This window comes from Novosphingobium sp. SL115, assembly GCF_026672515.1.
In the GTDB taxonomy this organism is placed as follows: domain Bacteria; phylum Pseudomonadota; class Alphaproteobacteria; order Sphingomonadales; family Sphingomonadaceae; genus Novosphingobium.
In genome coordinates, this window is record NZ_JAPPRG010000002.1 from 2,446,918 (window position 1) to 2,461,898 (window position 14,981).

Below are 14,981 nucleotides of genomic sequence, written 5' to 3' on the forward strand. Positions count from 1 at the left end.
CGGTTGATAATGATAAACAGGGTTACGCACAGGGTGAGAGCAGCCGTTGCAGGAAGCAGCAGCGGTTCAGGCAATTTTGCAGATTGATGGACTGCAACCGTGCGGGATGTGGCGATGGCCACATCTGAGGTTGCCATACTAAAAGCAGACCCGGATTTGCGCTGCAGCGACTCCGCTGGCTCACTGGAGTGCACACCGATCATTGTCAGCAGCAATCCTGCAAGCAAACGCACGATCAAGCTGTGCCAGCGGGTTCGTGTCCAAATCATCTCAAGTCGCAATAAACCTCATAATGTTCAGTGACTACACGACCACATGGGCGTTTCGTTCCGTATTAAAACGTTGCTGGCTCAGGGGGATAGATTGCGGCGACTACGAGGTGCCTGACCTGGTCACCATCTACCCTCCAATGCAGGATGAACGAAGGGCGGAAATCGATCACGTCACGTCAAGCTAGGACCCGCGATTTCTGCCAGACCATCCCCGCCCTGCCAGCCAGACAGGGGCCACAGAGACGATGGGAGCCTTCGAAGGAGTGCGACATGCAACCTATGCCCCTGCCCCTCAGAAAGGATCATAGTGAATGCCGGCCGACACCCCAGCCGACCGGCTCTCTCGCCTCACTTCCTGATTCGAGACCTGATTTGCAGGGCGGTGCGGTAGTCACCCGCAACCCAGCCACATGCACTTGTGGTCTCACTCATCCACAAACGCCCCCCGTGGGGCAGTGCGGCCTGCAGCGCAGCGAACAACTCTTCGCCGTCGCAGAGTATCGAGACGACCCAGGCGCTGGACTGCACCTTCAGCACATCAGGGAAGGCGCTAAGGCATTCCGCGATTGGGCGCAGATCATGCCCGGTCCGGCTCAGGTCTACCGAGACGAAATAGGCGTTGAGAGAAGGACCGGCAGGAGTTTCCTGCCAAGAAGGCGTCGACATGGTTAACTGCTCCAAGCATGAAGCACTCGAAGGCCGCTTGACCCGATAGCCGACACTGCGCAATGTACGCAGGCTTTCACAGAGCATCGAGCATCCACCGCCTTCGAGCACAGTGGTTTGCCGGGAACGGCCGGGGCAGCAACCCCGGCCTTTTCGTTCCGACTTTGGACGTGGTCCGCTGTCCCGACACAACCCATAGTGCCTCAAGCGGATTGAGAGACAAGGGGGGTAAACCCCGCTTTGCGACTCCAGTCGTCGCATATGCGATTCAACTCGTCGCCTGAAAAGCCGAGAAATGGCGCCGCGACTCCGCAGAAATACTAGACATCAAGGGAAAAAAGTCCTCCGCCGAAATAGTTTTCGCGCCCCTACCCAAATTGTGGACACGATCGCGTCAACCCACACCATACAGCGTGTCCACAGGAGGGTTCAGACTCCAAGAACTCTCGTTATCGCCGCCAACGCGGCCACACGTTCGATTGTTCAGAAACGGCAGATTTCCGCCAATGCGGGCAAGGCAGACTGCAAGAACGCCAAACGGAAACGGGCATGAACTGGTAGCAGTTTGGGCCGAATCTTTGACGTGGTGATTGTATGGTGATTGTACGAGGCGAAGCCCCTCTTTTCACACCTCAAGGCATTGCAGTATAAAGCCCTGATTTAATTGGTGCGCCCGACGGGATTCGAACCCATGGCCCCCAGATTAGGAATCTGGTGCTCTATCCTGCTGAGCTACGGGCGCCCGCGCCTCCTTTAGGCAGGGCGTGGCACGCTTGCAACGGTTTTGCCTTTTGGCAATACCGTTTGAGCGGCATTATCAATGGGTTTCGTCGGGCGGCGCCAGCGGTATAAGAACGGGGGCTATCGGAATGCCTTCTTCGGCCAGTTCGCGCGCTTCGTCGATTGTCGCGCGGCCGTGAATTGCCGCAGCATCCTTTTCGCCATAATGCATGGCGCGCGCATTATCGACGAACTTATCACCCACCCAGGTTGACGACTTCAACGCCTCGGCCTGCATCACGGCTACCGCTTTCAGCATTTCGATCGCTTGCGCCGGCAGCGCCAGATCGTTCACCGGCGGCCCTGCTTGCACCTGCCCGCCTGCTGCCGCAGGCACGGTCGATACCTTACCTACTGCGGCTACGGGCATCTGGTTGCCCTTGCGTCCCACGTTCGGGGCCATGACCGCCTTGCCCACTTGCGCTGATCCGCACACAGGGCACGATACCAGCCCTCGCGCCTGCTGGTCCTCGTAGTCACCGGATGAACCGAACCATCCTTCGAAGCGGTGTCCACCAGGGTCGCACAGCAGATCGAACACGATCATGCTACCACCCCGTCAATCGGACGCTTGTTTGCAAGGCTGGGAAGTTGCGCCCGAACCTCGCGCGTGCGCGCAGGATCAACCGTGGCAAAACCGATTGCACTGCCCTCGCCCAGGTCAAGCTCGACATCACCCCACGGATCGATCACCAGTGAATGACCGAACGTCTCACGTCCATCTTCGTGGTGCCCACCCTGCGCGGCCGAAATCACCCAAGCGCTTGCCTCGACCGCCCGCGCGCGCTGCATCAGATGCCAGTGCGCTTTGCCTGTAGGCACGGTAAAGGCGGCCGGAATGCGGATTGCATCGCATTTGCGCCGACCCAGTTCTTCAAACAAGGCGGGGAACCTGACGTCATAACAGATGGCAAGGCCCAGCAGCCCTACCGGCGTTTCTACCGTCACCACTGCTTCGCCCGGAGCATAAGCCGCGGATTCCCGCCAGCTTTCGCCGGTTGCTAAATCCACATCGAACATATGGATCTTGTCATACCGGGCGGCAATTTCACCATCAGCATCAATCACGAAACCCCGGTTTACCCAATGGCCGTCGTCACGCAGGATCGCCAGCGAACCAAGGTCGATCCACACACCGGTTGACCGAGCGGCCTGCCGTGCCGCCGCCAGAACCGGATTTTCGCTCTCGCCCACCACATGGAGGGTTGCGCGCGCGCGGTTACGGTCAAGCATCCCGCACATTTCGGGCGTGAACAGCATCTGTGCGCCAGCATCTGCCGCATCCCGCGCAGAAGTTGTAATGGCGGCAGCATTGGTCGCCGGATCGATCCCGCTGGTCATCTGGAACAGCGCAACCTTTACCGGATCGCGCGCAGTAACGCCCGTCACAGGCCCAACATCGAATCCAGCTTGCCCTGCGCATTCAGCGCGGCAAGATCATCCGATCCGCCCACATGGACGCCATCGATAAAGATCGACGGCACCGTCTGATGCCCCGGTGCGCGTTCAAGCATCTCGGCCTTCTTTGTCCCGCCCATGGTCACGTCATATTCCTCGAACGCTACGCCCTTACCTTCAAGCAGCGCCTTTGCACGCACGCAATAAGGGCAGCCCCACTTGGTATAGACTTCAACCTTGGGCGTGTTCGGCATGGTTTCTCTCTGTGTTGAAACGGGGTCTTGAAATGTCAGAATCGCTAACACACATGGGTTCCCGTGTCATGCGCCGCAAGACGGGCATGGCCACAAACCGCTGCGGTAAGCGCCGGATATCCGGGTTTACCAAGGCAAGTGCAGATTGCTCAAGCATTGAGGATATTGCCATGAACCGTTTTGATTTCACCCCCTATCGCCGTACCACCGTGGGTTTTGACCGCCTGTTCGACTTGCTCGAACGCCAGGCCCGCGCCAATACCGGTGACAATTACCCTCCCTTCAATATCGAACGCAGTGGCGAGGAATCGTATCGGATCACTCTTGCCGTCGCAGGCTTCAAGGCCGAAGATATCGACATTACCGCCCAGCAGAATCTGATGGTAGTGAAGGGGCAAAAGCCCGAACCGCAGGATCGTGAATACCTTCATGTCGGCATCGCCAATCGCGGCTTTGAACGCCGTTTCGAACTGGCCGATTTCGTCCGTGTCGAAGCAGCCGATCTGGCAGACGGGCTGCTGACCATCGATCTGGTGCGTGAAGTGCCCGAAGCGATGAAGCCGAAGAAGGTGCTGATCGGCGCGCAGACGCCGCTCAAGGTCATCGAAGGCGATAATTCCGCCGCAGCCTGAACCGGGTAAGCGGTCAAAATCGTGCTGGGGAGTGGGTCGAAAGACTCGCTCCCTTGCCCTCTATGCGGATGGCGGTTATTCCCATCATCCAAAGTCGCGGAGTTTCAACGTCATGGACCATTGCCTGATAGCAAAGCCCATCTGCAATGCCTTCAGGAAAACCGTGTCCCATGCCCGCTTCCATCACCTTGTCTCGTCTTTGCTGGTCAACACCTGACGGAAAGCATGTCCTTTCCGGGCTTGATCTTGCCTTTACTGCCGAGCGCACCGGTATTGTCGGCCGCAACGGCACCGGTAAATCATCGCTGCTGCGTCTGATTGCGGGCGAAATCACACCTTCCAGCGGTTCTGTGCATCTTGGCGGCACAATCGCCAATTTGCGTCAGATCGTTGCGCGCAAGCCCGGTGAAACGCTGGCCGAAGCCCTTGATCTTGCAGAACCACTGGCACGGTTGCGCCGCGCCGAACAAGGCCTTGCCTCCGCCGAAGATCTTGAACTGGCCGATTGGACGCTGGAAAGCCGCCTGATCGCCGCCTTTGCCACCAGCGGGCTTAATACAGACCCCGGCACCCCGGTAGAAGCGCTATCGGGTGGTCAGCAAACACGCGCAGGCCTGGCCGCCGCAATCCTTGCCGATCCCGATTTTCTGTTGCTGGATGAACCGACCAACAACCTCGATATCGAAGGTCGCGCCAACATTGCCGAGTTCCTTGCAGGCTGGCGCAAAGGCGCCTTGGTCGTCAGTCATGATCGTGCCTTGTTGGAAGGCATGGATGCGATTGTCGAACTGACGCCGCTGAGCGCAACACGCTATGGCGGCACATACAGCCATTATGTGGAACGCAAGGCGATGGATCTTGCCGCCGCTCGGCAGACGCTAGATCTGGCCGAACGCGCGGTGGATCACGCCCGCAACAGCGCCCAGACTGCGCGCGAACGCAAGGATCGCCGCGATGGCGTGGGTCAGCGCAAGGCCGCGCAGGGTGGCATACCGCGCATCCTGATCGGGGCACGCCGGGAACGCGCCGAAAACACCTCTGGCGGCAACGCACGACTGGCACAGCGCGAACAACACGTTGCCGAAGTGGATCTGGCCAGCGCTCGCGCCCAGCTTGAAGTGATTGAACCGCTGGTCATTACCGTCGACGCCACCGGCCTCGCATCGGGGCGCAAGGTTCTGGAAATCGACAATGCGACCGCAGGTTATGCTCCCGGCCGACCAGTGCTGTCAGATATGTCCCTGTCGCTGACCGGTCCGGAACGAGTTGCACTGACCGGCGCAAACGGTTCCGGCAAATCAACTCTGCTGCGGCTGGTGCGGGGAATGCTTGCCCCCTCGTCCGGCACCGTGCGCGTGCATGTGCCCTTCGGGCTGCTCGACCAGCACGCTAGCATGCTCGATCCACAACGCTCCATCGTCGAAAATTTGCTCAGGCTGCAGCCCGATCTTGATGAAAACGCTGGCCGCGCTGCTCTTGCCCGGTTTCGCTTTCGCGGTGCGACGGCAGACCAGATCGTCGGCACGCTCAGCGGTGGCCAAACCATGCGCGCGGCGCTGGCCTGCGTCCTTTCCGGCACGCCGCCGCCATTGCTATTGCTGGATGAACCGACCAATCATCTGGATCTGGAAACCATCGCAGCAATCGAAGCCGGTCTGTCGGCCTATGACGGGGCCATGCTGTTGGTAAGCCATGACACCACGTTTCTGAATGCCCTGCGACTTACGCGCCAAATCAGCCTTGATTGAACCTCACCACGCCTCGGCCACATCGACCAGCGCTTCACGGTCAAGGATGGTAACTCGCCCGCCCTTCAGCGCGACAATGCCGTTGTCGGCCCAAGCGGAAAGCTGGCGGTTGATCTGTTCGCGCGACATGCCGGCAAAGTTGCCCAATTCGCCCTGACTCAACGCCAGCTTCAACTGCGTGCCCGCATCCACCGAATCGCCCATCATCAGCCGCAACAGGAACCGCGCCAGACGCGGCCCTGATGTATAGGCCCGGTCGGCCTCGATGACCGCGTTGTTCTGCCGCAGCCGGCGCGCCATCGCTTTCAGCAGGCGCAGCGATAGCCCTTTGTGCCGCTCGATAATGTCAGAAAATGCTGTTCGCGTCAGGACCAGTGCTTCGACAGGATCGATTGCTTCGACCGATGCGGTACGGTCGCCGCCATCCAGAAATGCGATTTCGCCCAGAACGTGGCCCGGCTCGGCATAATCGAGAATGATTTCACGCCCATTGGCGGCCACCATACTGACGCGCGCCAACCCTTTCAGCACGATGAAAAGCGTCTTGCCCTCCTCGCCCTGCGCCATCAGTTCCTGCGAGGGCTTGAAGGCACGCACCTGCCCTCGAGCGATGATGTCCGAAAGCTCCGCCTGATCGCAGTCCGCGAACAGGCTTTGCGCCGTCAAGGTCTCCGCCAGTTTGGCCGCATCCATCCGCTATTCGCCCTCAAAACCGCAACACTTGCGGCATGAGGGCAAGTAATCAGGGAATCAGCGCAAAAGCCAGCCCCTCAGGTCAAATTAAACCAGACGTGCCTGCTTTACTGCTGCGGCAATAAAGCCCTTGAACAGCGGATGCGGTTCGAAAGGACGGCTCTTCAGTTCAGGATGGAACTGCACACCGATAAACCACGGGTGGTCAGGCCGTTCCACGATTTCCGGCAGCAGGCCATCAGGCGACATGCCGGAAAATACCAGACCTCCGGCCTCAAGACGTTCCTTGTAGGCCACATTCACTTCGTAGCGATGGCGATGGCGTTCGCTGATCGCTTCGGCACCATAAACCGCCGCCACATGGCTGTTGCCGGTCAGCTTTGCGTCATAAGCGCCAAGCCGCATCGTGCCGCCCAGATCGCCACCTTCCGATCGCGTCTCAAGGCCTTCCGCCGTCATCCATTCGGTAATGATGCCCACCACCGGTTCGTCGGTCGGACCGAATTCGGTTGAAGATGCCTTTTCGATTCCGGCTGTATTCCGCGCGCCTTCGATGCAGGCCATCTGCATACCAAGGCATATGCCGAAGAACGGCACCTTGCGTTCGCGCGCAAACCGGACCGAAGCAATCTTGCCTTCGGTGCCACGCTCGCCAAAGCCACCGGGCACCAGAATGCCGTGCATCGGTTCCAGATGCGCCGCGATTTCCGCATCGTCCTTTTCGAACAATTCGGCATCCAGCCACTTCACCCGCACTTTCACGCGGTTGGCCATGCCACCGTGCGCCAGCGCTTCGTTCAGCGATTTGTAGGCATCCTGCAGACCGACATACTTGCCGACCACGCCAATCGTCACTTCGCCCTCCGGGTTCTGATACCGGTCAACGATATCGTCCCAGCGCGTCAGATCCGGGTCCGGCGCGGTCAGGCCAAAGTGGCGTAGCACTTCGCTGTCCAGCCCTTCGGCATGATACTGCAAGGGCACAGCGTAGATGCTCGACGCATCAAGCGCCGGAATGACCGCTGACTTGCGCACGTTGCAGAACTGCGCAATCTTTGCGCGTTCGCTTTCGGGCAGCGGCTTTTCGCAGCGGCACAGCAGGATGTCGGGCTGAATACCCAGCCCGGTCAATTCGCGCACCGAATGCTGGGTCGGCTTGGTCTTCAACTCGCCCGCCGCCGCAATATACGGCACCAGCGTTACGTGGACAAAGCACGTCTCGTCACGCATCTCGTTGTGCAACTGGCGCAGTGCTTCAATGAAGGGCAGGCCTTCAATGTCGCCCACCGTGCCGCCGATTTCGCACAGCACAAAGTCGAGATCTTCCGTCTCGGCCTGTGCGAAGTCCTTGATCGCGTCGGTTACGTGCGGAATTACCTGCACCGTCGCGCCAAGATATGCGCCCTTGCGCTCTTTGGCGATGATGTCGCGGTAGATCCGGCCTGACGTGATGTTGTCAGCCTGCCGCGCAGAAACGCCAGTGAAGCGTTCATAGTGCCCAAGATCGAGGTCGGTTTCTGCCCCGTCATCAGTCACATAGACTTCACCGTGCTGATACGGGCTCATCGTGCCCGGATCGACGTTGAGATAGGGGTCAAACTTGCGGATTCGCACACGATATCCGCGTGCCTGCAACAGAGCCGCGAGGCTCGCCGCCATGAGTCCCTTGCCGAGCGAGGAGACCACGCCGCCGGTGATGAAAATGTACCGCGCCATGGGAGTTGGGCCTTAGCGTCAGAGGTTGGCAACGTGCAAGCGGTTACCGCTGTAATCTTTGCGGCAATCCACAGGCATTGATCGAAAACAACAAGAATGCCGCCCCGCAACCATGATGGAAGCGGGTCGGCACACCATATTGGCAATTAAGACTTACTGACCGGCAGCGCCGCCCAGCGGATCATTTACAGGGGCCGCAGCAGGCGCCGCCCCGGAAGGCGCCACAGCTGGCGTACCACCCTGTGCAGGTGCCAGCGGATCAGCCGCAGGTACATTCTGCACCGGCACTGCACGTTCAAGCGAGGTGTCAATTTCGCGGCCAGACGTGGTGCCCACCGCCAGCGTAGCCAGCGCAATGCTCAACATCACAAACAATCCAGCCAGCACCGACGTCATGCGCGTCAGGAAATCGGCTGCGCCACGCGCAGACATGAACCCGGAAGGGCTGCCGCCCACACCAAGACCGCCGCCTTCGGACTTCTGCATCAGAATCACGACGACAAGCAGTGCCGCGACAATCGCCTGGACGACGGTTAGGAAAATGAACAGCGACATGAATCTCTAATCCTTGGCGCGCACCCGCGCAGCAATTTCCGGCCATGTAGGCGCGCAAACGCCGCGACGCAACCCGTCGCCGCTTAAGGCCGCCTGCTAAAAGCCTCTTGCCTCAGGCCTCACCCGTTCCGGCTGCCGCCACGATCGGCAGAAACGCTTCTGCGGTCAGACTTGCCCCGCCCACCAATGCGCCGCCGACGCCTTCTGCCGCCAGCAATTCTGCGGCATTCCCGGCATTTACCGAACCGCCATACAGAATGCGCACTTTCGCTCCAGCCTCGCCATACAGCGCAAGCAGACGTTCGCGGATGGCGGCGTGCATTGTCACCACATCTTCAACCGCAGCAACGCGACCGGTGCCGATAGCCCAGACCGGTTCATAAGCTACGGAAACCTTGCCTGCGGCAACGGCATCGCCCGCACCTTCTCCCGCGGGTAGCGATCCGTCGACCTGCCCTGCGACCACGGCAACCGCCTTGCCTGCATCACGTTCATCCAGGGTTTCCCCCACGCAAACAATGACGCCCAGACCAGCAGAAAGCGCGGCATCTGCCTTGGCCTGCACCAGAGCATCGCCTTCGGCATGGTCCTTGCGACGCTCGCTATGGCCCAGAATCACGAAATCAGCACCGGTATCCACCAACATGGGTGCCGATACGTCACCGGTGTGCGCACCTTTGGCCTGCGCATGACAGTCCTGTCCGCCAATGCCCATGGCGGTTACCGCTTCGCGCAGCGTGCCAATAAGCGTGAACGGCGGCGCTAGCGCCACCTGCACATCGGGATAGCGGGCAGCAGCCCGGTCGATAGCGCGCGCTTCGGCCAGCATGGCCCTGACGCCGTTCATCTTCCAGTTGCCCACGATATACGGACGGTGCGGCATAATCGGCCAGTTCCCCTGAAGAATCCCTGAAACAATCGATATTTACGCCCGCCATTTAGGCGATGCTCGCCGGGCGGCTATCAAACCTGTGCTGATTCTGCAAAACGCCTGATCGCATTGTTCGGTAAAAAAGCCGATATTCTCGCTGAGCGGAACTGCGCGACCACACATTCTGCCCCACGCGGACCATTGCGGGAAACGCGATTGGCTCTTAAAGGCATCGACCAATTGCCATCATGCGGCGCGGTCCTGCACGGCCTGCCTCTGCCCTATCAAGAGACGAACACCCGCAAATGCTCGGCTTCTTCCGCTCCTTCATCAAATCCCGCGTCGGTGCTGCCGTTGCGCTCGTATTCCTAGGCCTGATCGCATTGGCTTTTGCCAGCGCAGACGTCACCGGCAGCGGCTTTGGCGGTATCGCCGGAGGAGATCGCGCGGCCAAGGTTGGTTCCGAACGCATCGGCACCGGTGAATTGGGCAAATCGCTGACCAACGCTTTCGAACAGGACCGGCAGCAGACTCCCGGCCTTACGATGAAGCAATTTCTCGAAGGCGGCGCGCTTGATGGCGTGCTTTCCGGCATGGTTGATCGCTTAGCCTTAGCCGAATGGGGCAAGAAGCATGGTCTTGCTGCCAGTGACCGGCTGGTTGACAGCGAAATCGTCAAGATCGCCGCGTTTCAAGGACCGGATGGCAAGTTCAGCCAGCAAGCCTATGAACAACTGCTCGCCCAGCGTGGGTTGAACGACAAGGACGTGCGCCGGGATCTGGCTCAGGGACTGATGGCCCGGCAGGTCTTGCTGCCCGCAGCCTTCGGGGCACAGATGCCCGCCGAAGGTGTCGTGCGTTACGCCGCCCTTCTCACCGAAAAGCGTAACGGTTCGATCCTGACCGTGCCCTCGCTGGCCTTTGCTCCAGCCACTGGCCCTGATGCCAAGGCACTGGCAGCGTTCTACGACGCGAATAAGGCGCGCTACATGCAGCCTGAACGCCGCACCATCCGCTATGCGCTGGTTGATGAAACGACGCTCAAATCGACACCTGCGCCGACCGAGGCTGAGATTGCCAATCGTTACAAGCTGAACACCGCCGCCTATGCGCCTAGCGAACAGCGCACGATAACGCAGGTCATCGTCCCTACCGAAGCTGCCGCCAAAGCGCTTGCCGCCGAAATGGTCAAGGGTGGTGCACTGGATGCCGCTGCCCGCGCCAAGGGGCTTGCCGCCAGCAAGCTGGAAAACCAGACCCGTGAAGCGTTGACCAACCAGACATCCAAGGCGGTTGCCGATGCCGCCTTTGCCACGCCGCAAGGTGCACTAGCTGCGCCTGCCAAATCCAGCATCGGCTGGCATGTGGTCAAGGTCGATGCCATCCGCAGCAATCCGGGCAAGACGCTCGATCAGGCACGTGCAGAACTCGTCACCATCCTCACCGCGGAAAAGCGCCGCGCTGCGTTTTCCGATTTCGCCGCGCAAGTGGAGCAGGAAATCGATGGCGGAACCGGTCTTGCCGATATCGCAAAGACGCTGGGCCTGACGCTTTCCACCACGCAACCAATCACCGCCAATGGCGCAGTTTTTGGCAAGCAGGGTGAAACCGTCGCGCCCGATCTGGCTCCGCTGGTCCAGGCCGCATTTGCCATGGAACGCGAAGGCGAACCGCAGCTTGCCGAAATCAAGCCGGGTGAAAAGTTCGCGATCTACGATGTTGGCCAGCTTACCGCAGCTACCCCTGCCCCGCTCGCCCAAATCAAGGATGTGGTAACCCGCGACTGGGCGCTGCAACAAGGTTCGGCCAAAGCCAAGGCTGCTGCCGACAAGATCCTTGCGGCGCTGAACAAGGGCACGCCGCTGGCCGAAGCAATCAAGCTGGCAGGCGTCGCTCTGCCTGCGCCACAATCGGTCGATATGGGCCGCCAGCAGCTTTCGCAGATGCAGGGGCAGGTTCCGCCGCCCCTCGCACTGCTGTTCGCCATGGCTGAAGGCACGTCCAAGCGCCTTGAAGGCCCGAACAAGGCTGGTTGGTATATCGTATCGCTGAAAGACATCGTGCCCGGCGCGGTGAAGCGCGGCGATCCGATCTTCGCACAGGCCTCGCGCGAACTCGGCGTGGTAACCGGCAACGAATATGCTGAGGGCCTGCGCCGCGCCATCCGTGCAGACGTCGGCGTCGAACGCAATGATGCCGCGATCAAGGCCGTCCGCGATCAGTTGACCGGCGCGAACGCGCAATAATCGCTTTTCCCAGCAAGAGTAGAAATGTCCACCAACGCCGCATCCACCGTCACCGGCCTGCCTGAGAACCATCAGGCCGCCCTCGCCCAGCTTTCCGCCGGTCGCCCCGCGCTGATCTGGCGAAAGCTGATCGTGGACACGGAAACCCCGGTGGGCGCGGCGCTCAAGCTGATGGAAAACGGACGCGGCGATTTCCTGCTCGAATCCGTGCAGGGCGGCGAAGTGCGCGGGCGTTACAGCCTGCTCGGCATCGATCCCGATCTGGTCTTCCGCGCCACCGGCCCGACTTGCGAAATCAACCGCATCTGGCGGCATGACAAAGCGGCTTTCGCCCCGCTTCCCGGCAACAGCCTTGCCGAACTGCGCAGCCTTGTCGCGGCCTGCCGCATCGATGTGCCCGCCGCACTGCCGCCTGCACTGGCCTGTCTGGTCGGTTATTTCGGCTATGAAACCATCGGCCTTGTCGAAAAGCTGCCCCGCGCAGCGCAAAGCGATCTGGTCCTGCCCGATATGCTGTTCACCCGCCCGACCGTGGTGCTGGTGTTCGATCGCCTGTCTGACGAACTTTTTGCCATCGCCCCCGTCTGGGCCGAAGGTGGCGATCCCGCGCACCTGCTCGAAGCTGCCGGTGAACGTATCGACAGCGCCATTCGCAAGCTGTCTGCCCCTGTTCCTGCTGACCCGCGCCTTGCCAATGCGCCCGATGTCGTGCCCACCCCGGTCATGCCTGCCAGCCAGTATGCCAGCATGGTCACGGCTGCGAAGGACTATATCGAGGCGGGAGATATCTTTCAGGTCGTCGTCGCCCAGCGCTTCACCGCGCCCTTCCCGCTGCCGCCCATCGCGCTCTACCGCGCGCTGCGCCGCATCAACCCCTCGCCGTTCCTCTATTTCCTCGACATGCCGGGCTTCGCTCTCACCGGATCAAGCCCGGAAATCCTGGTCCGTATTCGCGATGGCGAAGTCACCATCCGCCCCATCGCCGGCACCCGCCCGCGCGGCAAAACGGTTGAGGAAGACCGCGCCAACGAACTGAGCCTGCTGGACGATCCCAAGGAACGCGCCGAACATCTGATGCTGCTCGACCTTGGCCGCAACGATGTGGGCCGCGTGGCAAAGGCTGGCACCGTGAAAGTCACCGAAAGCTACACGGTCGAACGCTACAGCCACGTCATGCACATCGTATCGAACGTGGTCGGCCAATTGGACACCACCCGCGCCGATAGTGTCGATGCCCTATTTGCCGGTTTCCCCGCAGGCACCGTTTCGGGCGCACCCAAGGTTCGCGCGTGCGAGATCATCGCCGAACTCGAACCCGAAACGCGTGGCGCTTATGCCGGCGGCGTCGGCTACTTCGCGCCTGATGGCTCGGTCGATAGCTGCATCGTCCTGCGCACCGGCGTCATCAAGGATGGCGTGCTTCACGCTCAAGCAGGTGCAGGCATCGTCGCCGACAGCAACCCCGAATACGAACAGCGAGAATGCGAACTTAAAAGCGGCGCGCTTTTCGCAGCAGCCCGCGAAGCCGTCCGCGTTGCCAGCGAACCGGAATATGGACAGTAAGCCATGATCCTCGTCATCGACAATTACGACAGCTTCACCTGGAACCTCGTCCACTACCTGATGGAAATGGGCGCAGAGGTTGAAGTCGTCCGCAATGACGCGCTTACTGCTGCACAAGCCATCGCCACCGGCGCGCAAGGGTTCCTGCTCTCGCCCGGCCCCTGCACCCCCAACGAAGCGGGCATCAGCCTCGATCTGGTCGGCGCAGCGGCGGATGCAAAGCTGCCCTTGCTCGGCGTATGCCTTGGTCACCAGTCCATAGGCCAGTATTTCGGCGGTAAAGTCGTGCGCGGCGGGCTGATGCATGGCAAGACCAGCCCGGTTGAACATGACGGCACCGGCATGTTCGCAGGCCTGCCTAGCCCGTTCATCGCCACCCGCTATCACTCGCTGATCGTGACAGACATTCCCGATTGCCTCGAAGTCAACGCGCGGTCGGACGATACCCACGTCATGGGCTTCCGCCACACGTCGCTGCCGATCCACGGCGTGCAGTTCCACCCGGAATCCATCGCCACCGAACACGGTCACGCCATGATCGCGAATTTCCTGAAGATTTGCGGCATCATCACCAATCCGCTGCCCGCATGACCGCGCTGCCAGATCCGCAACACCCGCTGGAAGAGGCTGAGGCTGAAGCCGCCTTCGCTGCCATTCTTGACGGCACGGTTCCTGACGAAGCGATCGCGCAGTTCCTGACCGACCTGTCGGACCGGGGAGAAACCGCCAGCGAAATCGCGGGGGCGGCCCGCGCCATGCGCCAGCGGATGATCCCGATCAGCGCGCCAGCCAACGCCATCGATGTCTGCGGCACTGGCGGCGACGGCCACCACACGCTCAACGTCTCTACCGCCGTCAGCCTTGTTGTGGCGAGCTGCGGCGTTCCGGTGGCAAAGCACGGGAACCGCGCTGCCAGTTCCAAATCGGGCGCGGCTGATACACTGGAAGCACTCGGTCTCAACCTTGATCGCGCTGCGCAAACTGCCGAAGCCACCTTGGGCGACCTTGGCATCTGCTTCCTGTTCGCCGCGCGTCATCACCCCTCGATGGGGCGCATCATGCCCATCCGCAAAGCGTTGGGCCGCCGCACCATCTTCAACTTGATGGGACCGCTAGCCAACCCCGCCGGGGTCCGCCGCCAGCTCGTCGGCATCGCTCGCCCCGCTTACGTGCCCATCTATGCCGAAGCCATTCAGCGCCTCGGCACCGATCACAGCCTGGTCATTTCTGGCGACGAAGGGCTGGATGAGCTGAGTCTGGCAGGCGGGAACGAACTGGCCGAAGTGAAGGACGGCGAGTTGCTGATGCGACGTATCACGCCTGCCGATGTCGGACTGCCTGAAAGCCCGGTAGACGCTATCCGTGGCGGAGACGCAGCCCACAATGCGGCCGCCTTACGCGCATTGTTACAGGGCGAAGAAGGCCCCTACCGCAATGCCGTTCTGTTCAACGCCGCAGCCGCCCTCATCGTCGCAGGTGAAGCGCGTGACTGGCACGAAGGCGTCGAGGAAGCCGCCGAAGCTATCGACAAAGGTCTCACCAACGCTCTGCTGAACTGCTGGATCGCCGCGCTGAAATAAGGGCTGT

Annotated in this window: 14 protein-coding genes and 1 tRNA gene; 6 read left to right on the plus strand and 9 right to left on the minus strand. The window is 60.8% G+C overall.

Going from position 1 to position 14,981, the window contains the following annotated elements; translation table 11 throughout:
- Nucleotides 1-620: 620 nt before the first annotated feature.
- The 5 genes from OVA07_RS13310 to grxC all read right to left on the minus strand — a co-directional run bounded on the left by OVA07_RS13310 (nucleotide 621) and on the right by grxC (nucleotide 3,370).
- Nucleotides 621-938, minus strand: coding sequence for a hypothetical protein (locus OVA07_RS13310; RefSeq protein WP_268171932.1), 318 nt, complete (start codon nucleotides 936-938; stop codon nucleotides 621-623).
- Nucleotides 939-1,603: 665 nt separating this feature from the next.
- A tRNA-Arg gene (locus OVA07_RS13315) sits at nucleotides 1,604-1,680 on the minus strand.
- A gap of 75 nt (nucleotides 1,681-1,755) precedes the next feature.
- Nucleotides 1,756-2,265 carry a DUF1178 family protein gene (locus OVA07_RS13320; protein WP_268171933.1) on the minus strand — a complete coding sequence of 170 codons (510 nt, stop codon included), beginning with the start codon at nucleotides 2,263-2,265 and terminating at the stop codon, nucleotides 1,756-1,758.
- On the minus strand, nucleotides 2,262-3,107 hold the full coding sequence (locus OVA07_RS13325) for a carbon-nitrogen hydrolase family protein (RefSeq protein ID WP_268171934.1): 846 nt from the start codon (nucleotides 3,105-3,107) through the stop codon (nucleotides 2,262-2,264). Before OVA07_RS13325 ends, OVA07_RS13320 begins: the two co-directional genes overlap by 4 nt.
- Entirely contained in the window at nucleotides 3,104-3,370 is a 267-nt protein-coding gene (gene grxC, locus OVA07_RS13330; protein ID WP_268171935.1) for a glutaredoxin 3, read from the minus strand. Before grxC ends, OVA07_RS13325 begins: the two co-directional genes overlap by 4 nt.
- Nucleotides 3,371-3,540: 170 nt before the next feature.
- Here grxC and OVA07_RS13335 point away from each other — a divergent pair, with 170 nt between their 5' ends.
- Nucleotides 3,541-4,002 carry an Hsp20 family protein gene (locus OVA07_RS13335; RefSeq protein ID WP_268171936.1) on the plus strand — a complete coding sequence of 154 codons (462 nt, stop codon included), beginning with the start codon at nucleotides 3,541-3,543 and terminating at the stop codon, nucleotides 4,000-4,002.
- A gap of 170 nt (nucleotides 4,003-4,172) precedes the next feature.
- On the plus strand, nucleotides 4,173-5,750 hold the full coding sequence (locus tag OVA07_RS13340; protein ID WP_268171937.1) for an ABC-F family ATP-binding cassette domain-containing protein: 1,578 nt from the start codon (nucleotides 4,173-4,175) through the stop codon (nucleotides 5,748-5,750).
- A 3-nt stretch (nucleotides 5,751-5,753) separates the two neighbouring features.
- Here OVA07_RS13340 and OVA07_RS13345 read toward each other — a convergent pair whose 3' ends face one another.
- The 4 genes from OVA07_RS13345 to tpiA all read right to left on the minus strand — a co-directional run bounded on the left by OVA07_RS13345 (nucleotide 5,754) and on the right by tpiA (nucleotide 9,597).
- Nucleotides 5,754-6,443, minus strand: a complete 690-nt coding sequence (locus tag OVA07_RS13345) for a Crp/Fnr family transcriptional regulator (RefSeq protein ID WP_268171938.1) — start codon at nucleotides 6,441-6,443, stop codon at nucleotides 5,754-5,756.
- An 87-nt stretch (nucleotides 6,444-6,530) separates the two neighbouring features.
- Nucleotides 6,531-8,159 carry a CTP synthase gene (locus tag OVA07_RS13350; RefSeq protein ID WP_268171939.1) on the minus strand — a complete coding sequence of 543 codons (1,629 nt, stop codon included), beginning with the start codon at nucleotides 8,157-8,159 and terminating at the stop codon, nucleotides 6,531-6,533.
- 153 nt (nucleotides 8,160-8,312) lie between these two features.
- Entirely contained in the window at nucleotides 8,313-8,708 is a 396-nt protein-coding gene (gene secG / locus OVA07_RS13355; RefSeq protein WP_268172718.1) for a preprotein translocase subunit SecG, read from the minus strand.
- Nucleotides 8,709-8,826: 118 nt separating this feature from the next.
- On the minus strand, nucleotides 8,827-9,597 hold the full coding sequence (gene tpiA, locus OVA07_RS13360) for a triose-phosphate isomerase (protein WP_268171940.1): 771 nt from the start codon (nucleotides 9,595-9,597) through the stop codon (nucleotides 8,827-8,829).
- A gap of 293 nt (nucleotides 9,598-9,890) precedes the next feature.
- Here tpiA and OVA07_RS13365 point away from each other — a divergent pair, with 293 nt between their 5' ends.
- The 4 genes from OVA07_RS13365 to trpD are packed head-to-tail and all read left to right on the plus strand — an operon-like array spanning nucleotide 9,891 to nucleotide 14,974.
- Entirely contained in the window at nucleotides 9,891-11,831 is a 1,941-nt protein-coding gene (locus OVA07_RS13365) for a peptidylprolyl isomerase (protein WP_268171941.1), read from the plus strand.
- Nucleotides 11,832-11,855: 24 nt separating this feature from the next.
- The gene (locus OVA07_RS13370; protein WP_268171942.1) at nucleotides 11,856-13,394 is read left to right on the plus strand and encodes an anthranilate synthase component I family protein; all 1,539 of its coding nucleotides are present in this window, start codon (nucleotides 11,856-11,858) and stop codon (nucleotides 13,392-13,394) included.
- 3 nt (nucleotides 13,395-13,397) lie between these two features.
- Nucleotides 13,398-13,985: an anthranilate synthase component II gene (locus tag OVA07_RS13375; protein WP_268171943.1), complete on the plus strand. Its 588-nt coding sequence runs from the start codon at nucleotides 13,398-13,400 to the stop codon at nucleotides 13,983-13,985.
- On the plus strand, nucleotides 13,982-14,974 hold the full coding sequence (gene trpD, locus OVA07_RS13380) for an anthranilate phosphoribosyltransferase (RefSeq protein WP_268171944.1): 993 nt from the start codon (nucleotides 13,982-13,984) through the stop codon (nucleotides 14,972-14,974). Before OVA07_RS13375 ends, trpD begins: the two co-directional genes overlap by 4 nt.
- Nucleotides 14,975-14,981: the final 7 nt, after the last annotated feature.

Coding starts and splice junctions, on each gene's coding strand:
- OVA07_RS13310 (WP_268171932.1), bottom strand. CDS start 938: ATGTCGACGCCTTCTTGGCAGGAAACTCCTGCCGGTCCTTCTCTCAAC.
- OVA07_RS13320 (WP_268171933.1), bottom strand. CDS start 2,265: ATGATCGTGTTCGATCTGCTGTGCGACCCTGGTGGACACCGCTTCGAA.
- grxC (WP_268171935.1), bottom strand. CDS start 3,370: ATGCCGAACACGCCCAAGGTTGAAGTCTATACCAAGTGGGGCTGCCCT.
- OVA07_RS13335 (WP_268171936.1), top strand. CDS start 3,541: ATGAACCGTTTTGATTTCACCCCCTATCGCCGTACCACCGTGGGTTTT.
- OVA07_RS13340 (WP_268171937.1), top strand. CDS start 4,173: ATGCCCGCTTCCATCACCTTGTCTCGTCTTTGCTGGTCAACACCTGAC.
- OVA07_RS13345 (WP_268171938.1), bottom strand. CDS start 6,443: ATGGATGCGGCCAAACTGGCGGAGACCTTGACGGCGCAAAGCCTGTTC.
- OVA07_RS13350 (WP_268171939.1), bottom strand. CDS start 8,159: ATGGCGCGGTACATTTTCATCACCGGCGGCGTGGTCTCCTCGCTCGGC.
- tpiA (WP_268171940.1), bottom strand. CDS start 9,597: ATGCCGCACCGTCCGTATATCGTGGGCAACTGGAAGATGAACGGCGTC.
- OVA07_RS13365 (WP_268171941.1), top strand. CDS start 9,891: ATGCTCGGCTTCTTCCGCTCCTTCATCAAATCCCGCGTCGGTGCTGCC.
- OVA07_RS13370 (WP_268171942.1), top strand. CDS start 11,856: ATGTCCACCAACGCCGCATCCACCGTCACCGGCCTGCCTGAGAACCAT.
- OVA07_RS13375 (WP_268171943.1), top strand. CDS start 13,398: ATGATCCTCGTCATCGACAATTACGACAGCTTCACCTGGAACCTCGTC.
- trpD (WP_268171944.1), top strand. CDS start 13,982: ATGACCGCGCTGCCAGATCCGCAACACCCGCTGGAAGAGGCTGAGGCT.